This is a genomic window from Mesorhizobium sp. M1E.F.Ca.ET.063.01.1.1 (genome assembly GCF_003998155.1).
In the GTDB taxonomy this organism is placed as follows: Bacteria; Pseudomonadota; Alphaproteobacteria; order Rhizobiales; family Rhizobiaceae; genus Mesorhizobium.
The window spans coordinates 1-3,162 of sequence record NZ_RZSC01000676.1; the positions used below are offsets into that span (position 1 = coordinate 1).

A 3,162-nucleotide genomic window follows, 5' to 3' on the forward strand; every position below is an offset into this window, starting at 1 on the left:
GTAGCTGTGCGCCAGCGTGCCGGTGGTGTTGGCGGTGTCGGGATTGACGTCGCCTGTGCCGCCTGCATTGCCGCCGGTCAGCGCGTCGTCGTCGAGCTGCACGGCCGCGTTGGTCGACACCGTCGGGGTGTCGTCGTCGACATTGATCGACATCGAGCCGGCCGCCGTGTCGCCGTCATGGTCGGTGGTCGTGTAGCCGATCGTGAACGAGACGTCGTTCTCGTCCAGACCCGCCGGATGGTCGATCGCATGCAATTGCGTGACCGTGTAGGCGCCAGCCGTCGTGTTCGACAGCGACACCGACACCACCGCCACCGCAACGCCGTTCTGGATCTGGCTGATCGTCAGCAGCGTCCCGGCGCCGTTCACCGTCTGGATGAAGGCTCCTTCCGTCGTCGAGGAGGTCGGCAGGCCGGCGCCCGTCAGCAGCGTCGAGCCGGCGCCGTCGGCGCCGTAGCTGTGCGCCAGCGTGCCGGTGGTGTTGGCGGTGTCGGGATTGACGTCGCCTGTGCCGCCTGCATTGCCGCCGGTCAGCGCGTCGTCGTCGAGCTGCACGGCCGCGTTGGTCGACACCGTCGGGCCGTCGTCGTTGGTGACGAGCTTGTCGCCGACCGACTCTGTCACCGTAACGCCTTGCGACAGGTCGACCCGGCCGACGTCGAATTTGCCGACCACCGCCGTCGCCTGGAAGCGGTTGAAGGTCTCAAGGGTTTGTGTGCCGGTGTTGTCGGTGAACCACTGCACCGTATAGGAATCGTTGAGGTGCTGCGCGGTTATGGTGCCGTCCGCGTTGAAGGTGACGTAATTGTCGTTCACCGTGGTGTTGGTAACGATCTGCCCGTTGCCGTCCCGGATGACGACGCGAACGATGGCTACCTTCGTGTCGTCGGTAAGCGCGCTTTGATTGGCGTCATTGCCGAGATTTGCGCCGCTGTTGAGATCGTTGTCGAGATAGCTGCGGCCACTTTCGGGATTCGTCGAAGCGCCGCCGGCGCTGAACGCGCCGATTTTCACGGTGAAGTTGGTACCCGGACTGCCTTCCGTCTGGGAGATGAAGAGCGTGGCGTCGGTGACATCGATGAAGTCGGTGTAGCTCATGTTGTCAAGGTCGTTATATGTGCCCGGCGCCTGGCCTTTGACGAAGCTGAACACCGCTGTCTCGCCCGGGTCGAACATCTGGTTGTTGACGCCGATCGTGGCGCCGATGCCGCCCTGGCTGGTCTTGATGTTGTCGCCTGAATTGTCGAGCGTTCCGTCGGCGTGGATGACCGGATGTATGCCGCTCACCACCATCCCCGCGCCGGACGAGCCGACGGCCACGAATAGATTGTTGCCCGAGGCGAGACCGTCAAAATTGAAGGATAAGGAGCCCGTGCTGGAGACGTTGAGAAGATTGGTCCAGTCAATGCTGTCGTTTGAATTGGTGCTGTCCGGATGCGCGATGGCCTCGAAGGTGACCATCTCGATACTGGCGCTGAGGTTGTCGCCGGCCGCGTTCAGATAGAAAGCCGCGACGACATCGCCCGCGCCTTCGGTCGCACTGGTGGTGGCCAGCACGATCGTGCCATTCGCATAGGAATGGAGATAGATGTTGTCGCCGTCGACCGTTTGCAGGGGACTGCCATTGTAGATGACCTGGTCGCCGTCGAACGCATTGCCGCTGCTGTCCGAGAAGAACAGCTTGCTGATCGTGGCGCCGTCCGGATTGACCGTGACGAAGCCGGCGCCGCTGACGGCGGCCTCAACATCATCGGCAAAGCTAAGCTGACCCGCCGAAAGCTGCAGGTCGCCGGTCAGTCCGTTGAGGAAATTCTTGAAGGTGGTCGAAAGACCGGTGAGATCGCTGGTGATGGCGGTATCGTCGCCCTGAGATCCTGAGCTCTGGTCGAGGGTAAGCGTGCCATTGATGTCGATGGTGGTCGTCATAATCGCCTCCGTTCAATGCGACAGGCGCGAAATCAGCCCCAACGCTGGCAACCGGTCGCATGGGCGCGCATCCGCCGGCAGGGCCGGCGCTGTGCGCCATCGTTAAAGGAAACTGGAGTTGTGGATTGACTCAGGGGGTAGAGGGTGTTGGGAGGAACCACCGCGATCCTCCGCTCCGTGCCCCGTCAGGCAATTCTGGGCGGATGCGTCCTATGCGCATCGGTAACCCACCAACGGCGGGCACCAAGGATCAATAATGAGGGCATACTCAACCCCGCCCCTCTTCAACAGGCTATTGACTGCCTGTACGCCTCCCGCTCAGTACATGAGCAATAAAAAGTTTACGCTTATTTGTGGAAAGTTCAAATCGGACTGTTGATTTTTTGGAAGGTATGTGACTTGGGGAAATGGTCCCTCCCCAAGAGGGACTTTTGTCCCTGCTGTAGGAACTATTTGAAAATACAAGAAAATATACTCGATCGCGCCCGTGAACTTGACCGTGGGAGCGGCGAGCAGATTGAATAGGCTTATGCAGGCGGACGCCCGCCATAGTACCAATGATGGATTGGACGATGGCATTGCCGGTTTCCACTGTCAGTTGACGCGCCGCGAAGTGCTCTACAGCGGGACGGTTGTGGCGAAGGCGGTCAGGGCACTACAGCAGCGTGTCGACGATCGATCCGCTCGACAGCACCCTATCGTAGATCTGTGGGTATCGAACGGGGGCAGCATGGCTGCCCCCGCTTGGTCAGGCGTCAGGCGATGTCGACGAGGATATGCTGCGTCGCCGTCGTGTCGCCGTCCGCGTCCGCTATCTGGAACCCGAAGTCGAGGTTGGCGCCGATTGTCCCGGTGGTCTGCTGCACGAACCCGATGTCCACGATCTTCAGGACATCATTGTCGGTCGTATCCCAAGCCGTCAGGTTGCTGGTGGCACTGCTGCCGCCATTGGCTCCGACGGCCCCGTTCAGGTTGATGGCGTCACCCGTCAACCCATTGGCGCTCTGCATGATCTGGAGGCCCTGTATCTTGTAGGTCTCGCCGGAGACCGTGTAGTCGTTCTTTTCGATGATGAGCAAGGCATCGTTGTTATCGAGCGTGAACTCGGTGTTGTACGGGGCGGGAACATTGGCGTTACCCTTGATCAGGTCCGAGTTCTCGACGTTGACGGCTCTGGTTATTTCATTGCCGTTGGCGTCCTTCAGGTCGAGGATCACGACGAGGTCCTCGGAGTTG

Annotated in this window: 1 protein-coding gene and 1 pseudogene; both read right to left on the bottom strand. The window is 60.6% G+C overall.

Annotation, left to right across the window (positions count from 1 at the left end; translation table 11 throughout):
- On the bottom strand, positions 1 to 1,926 hold a 1,926-nt coding region (locus tag EOA29_RS30395; protein WP_145969882.1), incomplete at its 3' end, for a DUF5801 repeats-in-toxin domain-containing protein.
- Between the two features lie 755 nt (positions 1,927 to 2,681).
- Positions 2,682 to 3,162 (bottom strand): annotated as a pseudogene (locus tag EOA29_RS30400) (hypothetical protein); the annotation flags it as partial.